Source organism: bacterium (assembly GCA_035371905.1).
In the GTDB taxonomy this organism is placed as follows: Bacteria; Ratteibacteria; UBA8468; order B48-G9; family JAFGKM01; genus JAMWDI01.
The window spans coordinates 1-4,909 of sequence record DAORXQ010000111.1; the positions used below are offsets into that span (position 1 = coordinate 1).

Here is a 4,909-nt window from a genome sequence, read left to right on the forward strand (position 1 = left end):
AAATCCTGATACAAATCCAAGATTAAGAATGGCAATAGAAAAGGCAAAAAGTGTTAATATGCCAAATGATAATATACAGAGAGCAATTAAAAAGGGTTCCGGAGAAGAAGGTTCAATTAATTATGAACAGGTTACATATGAGGGATACGGTCCAGGAGGCGTAGCAATATTTGTAGAAGTTTTAACTGACAACAAAAACAGAAGTGCTTCAGAAATAAGGTCAATATTTTCAAGACATGGTGGAAATCTTGCTGGTGCAGGTAGTGTTTCCTGGATTTTTGAAAGAAAAGGTTTAATAACTGTTAAAAAAGAAAATATAGAAGAAGATAAACTAATGGATATTGTTATTGAAGGTGGAGCAGAAGATATGAAAACAGAGAAAGAAACATATGAAATAACCACTTCAGTTGAAAATTTTGAAAATGTTAAAAAATCTCTTGAGGAGAATAACATACCGATAGAAAATGCAAGTATAACCTATATTCCAAAAAATACAGTTCATCTTGAAGGAAAAGAAGCAGAACATCTTTTAAAACTTCTTGATGAACTTGAAGAATCAGAAGATGTCCAGAATGTTTATGCAAATTTTGATATATCTGATGAGATACTTGAACAGGTTTCAAAATAAAGAAATTGAGAGTAATTGGTATTGACCCGGGAATTAATAAAGTCGGTTATGGAGTAATTGACGAAAATTTAAAAGTAATTGATAGTGGAGTTTTTATTCCTTCTTTAAAACTTAAATTTGAAAATAAAATTGAGTTTCTTTTAGAAAATATTGAAACTCTTATTGAAAAATTTTTACCTGAATTTATCTCTATTGAAGAAATATATGTTGCTAAAAACGCCAGAATTGCTTTAAAAATAGGTATTTTTATAGGAGGTATTATTGGTTTATCTATCTCAAAAGATATTAAATTTCTTCTTATTCCACCAAGAGAAATCAAGCAACTTATTACAGGAAATGGAGGAGCGACAAAGGAACAGGTAAAATTTATGGTGGAAAATTTAACAGGTTATTACAGTTTTCAAAGTTTTGAAGCATCAGATGCAGTTGCTACTGCTATATCTGCAATTTTCAAATTGAAAGAAAATGTTATATTTCATAAAAGGTAAAATTTTTTTAAAAACACCAACTTATGTGGTAATTGAAAATAATGGAATTGGCTATTTTGTTGAAGTATCACTTCAGACATCGGAAAAAATAAATGAAGGTGAAGAAACGTTTTTATACATATATCAGCACTTTTCAGAGGATAAGATAAATTTGTATGGATTTATAGAGAAAGAAGAAAGGGAACTTTTTTTATTACTAATTACTGTTCCAGGAATAGGTCCAAAAGTTGCATTGAGAGTTCTATCCGGACTTTCAATTGAGGAAATTTATCAGGGTATTATTACAGAGGATGTTTCTATTTTCAAAAATGTTCCGGGTGTGGGGAAGAAGACAGCAGAAAGAATGATAGTAGAATTAAAACAAAAAATTGAAAAAATTCCAATTTTGGTTGATAATTATAAAGAAAAAGAAATTCTGATTAATGCAGTGGAAGCACTTACAGTTCTTGGATACAAAAGGAAGGATTCAGCAGTGATTGTGGGAGAAATATTAAAAGAAAAGAAAGGTAATATTACACTTGAAGAATTGATAAAGGAAGCATTAAGGAAATTAACATGAACGAAAGAATGACTTCTCCTGAAATAAGAAATGAGGACTTAAAATACGAAAATACGGTAAGACCGAGAAATTTTGAGGAGTTTATTGGTCAGAATAAGGTAAAGGAAAATTTAAAAGTTTTTATTGAGGCAGCAAAAAACAGAAAAGAAGTTCTTGACCATATTCTGTTTTACGGTCCTCCTGGAATTGGTAAAACAACACTTGCATATATTGTTGCAGGGGAACTTGGAGTAAATATAAAAGCATCTTCTGGACCTGTAATAGAAAAAATTGGAGACCTTGCGGGAATTCTTACAAATCTGGAAGAAGGGGATGTTTTATTTATTGATGAAATTCATAGATTACCGAGAAATGTTGAGGAATTTCTTTACAGTGCAATGGAGGAATTCAGGATAGACATAGTTATTGGAGAAGGACCAAAGGCAAGAAGTGTTAAAATACCCTTAAAACCATTTACATTATGTGGAGCAACGACAAGAATAGGACTTTTAACCTCTCCTTTAAGAAACAGATTTGGAATACTTCATCGCCTTGATTATTATTCAAATGAAGAACTTAAAGAAATTATAAAAAGGTCAGCAAAAATATTAAATATAAGAATAGAAGAAGAAGGAGCGGAAGAAATAGCAAAAAGGTCAAGGGGAACACCGAGAGTTGCAAATAGATTATTGAGAAGAGTTAGAGATTATGCTGAGGTGAAGGGAGAGGGTATAATAAATAAAGAAATTGCTGTTATGTCTTTGAATAAAATGGATGTTGACGAAGAAGGTCTTGATGAAATGGATAAGAAAATTCTTGAAGTCATAATTACAAAATTCAACGGTGGTCCTGTTGGAGTTAAAAGTTTATCAATAGCAGTTGGAGAAGAAGTAAGTACAATAGAAGAAGTTTATGAAAGTTTTCTTGTAAGGAAGGGTTTTATCAAAAAGACACCACAGGGGAGAGTTGCAACAGAACTTGCTTATAAACATCTTGGATTAAATAAATATCAGGAAAAATTTGATTCTCTTTTATAAAAATGCTTGAAATAAAAAATTTGAAAAAATCGTTCAGGAATAAAGTTGTTTTGAAGGGAATATCAATGAATGTTAAAAGAGGAGAAATTGTTGGACTTTTAGGTCCAAATGGCGCAGGGAAAACTACTACATTTGAAATAATTATGGGGTTTCTTTCTCCTGATTCGGGAAGTATTTTTTTAGACAGTAAAGATATAACAGAACTTCCTACATGGAAAAGGGCAAGAGAAGGTATATCTTATTTGCCACAGGAAATTTCAATATTTAAAAAATTAACAGTAGAAGAAAACTGTGAAATTGTTCTTGAAGATTTTTATAAGGAAAGAGAGGAGAGAGATAAAATTAGAGAAGAATGTTTGAAAAAACTTGAAATTTCCCACCTTAAAGATAAAGTTGCTGGAAATCTTTCTGGTGGACAGAAGAGACGACTTGAAATAGCAAGAAGTTTAATGTTTTCTCCTAAATTTTTTCTTCTTGATGAACCATTTTCAGGGATTGACCCGAAAACAGTAAGTGAAATACAGGATATTGTTTTAAGTTTAAAAAATGAAAATATAGGAATCCTTTTAACTGACCATAATGTTAGAGAAGCATTAAAAATAACTGATAGAGCATATTTAATTTATGAGGGAGAAATTTTGATAGAAGGGACACCTGAGGAAATTTTAAATCATCCTGAATCAAGAAGTGTATATTTTGGTGAAAAATTTCAACTTTAAAAATGGAAAAATTAAAAATAATTCCTGTTCACATAGGAATTATTATGGATGGTAATGGAAGATGGGCTGAAAAAAGAAACCTTCCAAGAATTTTTGGTCATAAAAAGGGAATAGAAGCGGTAAGGAGAACTGTAAAAGTGGCAAGTAAATATAAAGTAAAATATCTAACTCTTTATTCTTTCTCAACAGAAAACTGGAAAAGACCAAAAGAAGAAATTGAATTCCTTTTTTCTCTTATGGAGCGAAATTTAAGAAAAGAAGGAGAAAATTTACATAAAAATAATGTTAGAGTCAGATTTTCAGGAAGAAGATGGGAACTACCCGAAAATCTTATTGAAATTATGGATTATGTTGAGAAACTGACAGAAAAAAATACCGGTTTAAATCTGATTTTTGCAATAAATTATGGAGGAAGAGGAGAGATTGTTGATAGTTTAAAGAAAATAATTAAAAACAGACATAAGATTGAGGAAATTGATGAAAATTTAATAAATAAATACCTCTATCTTCCAGATATTCCTGACCCTGATTTAATAATAAGAACAAGTGGAGAAAAAAGAATAAGCAATTTTTTACTCTGGCAGTCAGCATATTCAGAATTTTATTTTACAACTGTTTTATGGCCTGATTTTGATGAAAAAGAATTTTTAAAAGCACTTTATGATTATCAAAGAAGAAAGAGAAAATTTGGAGGAATTATTGATAAATGAAAAACATTGTAATTTTTGGCTCAACAGGAACAATTGGACAGAATACTCTTGAACTTATAAGAAGACAGAAAGAGAAATTTAATATTTTATGTATTGCCTGTAAAAAAAATAAAAAATTATTTTCAAAACAGATTGAGGAATTTAGACCGAAATATGCTTACATTGAAGAAAAAGATGAGGATTTCATGAGAAAATATAAAAATGTTAAGTTTTTTTATGGAGAAGAAGGGCTTATTGAAATATCAAATTTAAAAGAAGGTGATTTATTTATTTTTGCAATTCCGGGTATAAAAACACTTCCCGCTTTTATTGAATGTATAAAAAACAAAAAGAAAGTGGCACTTGCGACAAAAGAAATACTTGTTTCAGGAGGTGAAATCATACAGGATTTAAAAAAAGTATATAATTTTGAAATTTTACCTGTTGATAGTGAACATAATGCAATATTTCAGATTTTAAAGTATGAAAACAAAGGGATAAAAAAAATTTATCTCACTGCTTCAGGTGGTCCATTTTATGGGAAAAAAAAGAAAAATGTAAAAGTAAAAGAAGCACTCAACCATCCTGTGTGGAAAATGGGCAAAAAGATAACAATTGATTCAGCAACAATGATGAATAAGACATTTGAAATTATAGAGGCACATTATTTATTTTCATTAAGAGAAGAACAGATAGATGTTGTTATCCATCCAGAAGCAATAATTCATGGAATGGTTGAATTTATTGATGGAACTTTAAAACTTGTTGGTTTTATACCTGATATGAAATTTCCGATAAATTATGTTTTGA

7 protein-coding genes are annotated in these 4,909 nt (G+C 29.8%); all 7 read left to right on the forward strand.

All coding sequences use genetic code 11. The annotated features are described in order from the left end of the window. The coding region (locus tag PKV21_08980) for a YebC/PmpR family DNA-binding transcriptional regulator (GenBank protein HOM27618.1) at window positions 1-628 on the forward strand (628 nt) is incomplete at its 5' end. A gap of 5 nt (window positions 629-633) precedes the next feature. Next, window positions 634-1,116 (forward strand): crossover junction endodeoxyribonuclease RuvC, encoded by a 483-nt coding sequence (locus PKV21_08985; GenBank protein ID HOM27619.1) that lies wholly within the window; start codon window positions 634-636, stop codon window positions 1,114-1,116. After that, window positions 1,094-1,675 carry a Holliday junction branch migration protein RuvA gene (ruvA, locus tag PKV21_08990; GenBank protein HOM27620.1) on the forward strand — a complete coding sequence of 194 codons (582 nt, stop codon included), beginning with the start codon at window positions 1,094-1,096 and terminating at the stop codon, window positions 1,673-1,675. Before PKV21_08985 ends, ruvA begins: the two co-directional genes overlap by 23 nt. Then, window positions 1,672-2,691 carry a Holliday junction branch migration DNA helicase RuvB gene (gene ruvB, locus PKV21_08995; GenBank protein ID HOM27621.1) on the forward strand — a complete coding sequence of 340 codons (1,020 nt, stop codon included), beginning with the start codon at window positions 1,672-1,674 and terminating at the stop codon, window positions 2,689-2,691. Before ruvA ends, ruvB begins: the two co-directional genes overlap by 4 nt. A 2-nt stretch (window positions 2,692-2,693) precedes the next feature. Then, window positions 2,694-3,410 carry an LPS export ABC transporter ATP-binding protein gene (gene lptB, locus PKV21_09000; GenBank protein ID HOM27622.1) on the forward strand — a complete coding sequence of 239 codons (717 nt, stop codon included), beginning with the start codon at window positions 2,694-2,696 and terminating at the stop codon, window positions 3,408-3,410. 2 nt (window positions 3,411-3,412) lie between these two features. After that, window positions 3,413-4,120, forward strand: a complete 708-nt coding sequence (locus PKV21_09005; GenBank protein HOM27623.1) for an isoprenyl transferase — start codon at window positions 3,413-3,415, stop codon at window positions 4,118-4,120. Beyond that, a partial coding sequence (locus PKV21_09010; protein ID HOM27624.1) for a 1-deoxy-D-xylulose-5-phosphate reductoisomerase occupies window positions 4,117-4,909 on the forward strand: 793 nt, incomplete at its 3' end. The genes PKV21_09005 and PKV21_09010, both read left to right, overlap by 4 nt.

Excerpts from the sequence above, each read along its gene's own strand:
- ruvA (HOM27620.1), top strand. The coding sequence starts at position 1,094 with ATGTTATATTTCATAAAAGGTAAAATTTTTTTAAAAACACCAACTTAT.
- ruvB (HOM27621.1), top strand. The coding sequence starts at position 1,672 with ATGAACGAAAGAATGACTTCTCCTGAAATAAGAAATGAGGACTTAAAA.
- lptB (HOM27622.1), top strand. The coding sequence starts at position 2,694 with ATGCTTGAAATAAAAAATTTGAAAAAATCGTTCAGGAATAAAGTTGTT.
- PKV21_09005 (HOM27623.1), top strand. The coding sequence starts at position 3,413 with ATGGAAAAATTAAAAATAATTCCTGTTCACATAGGAATTATTATGGAT.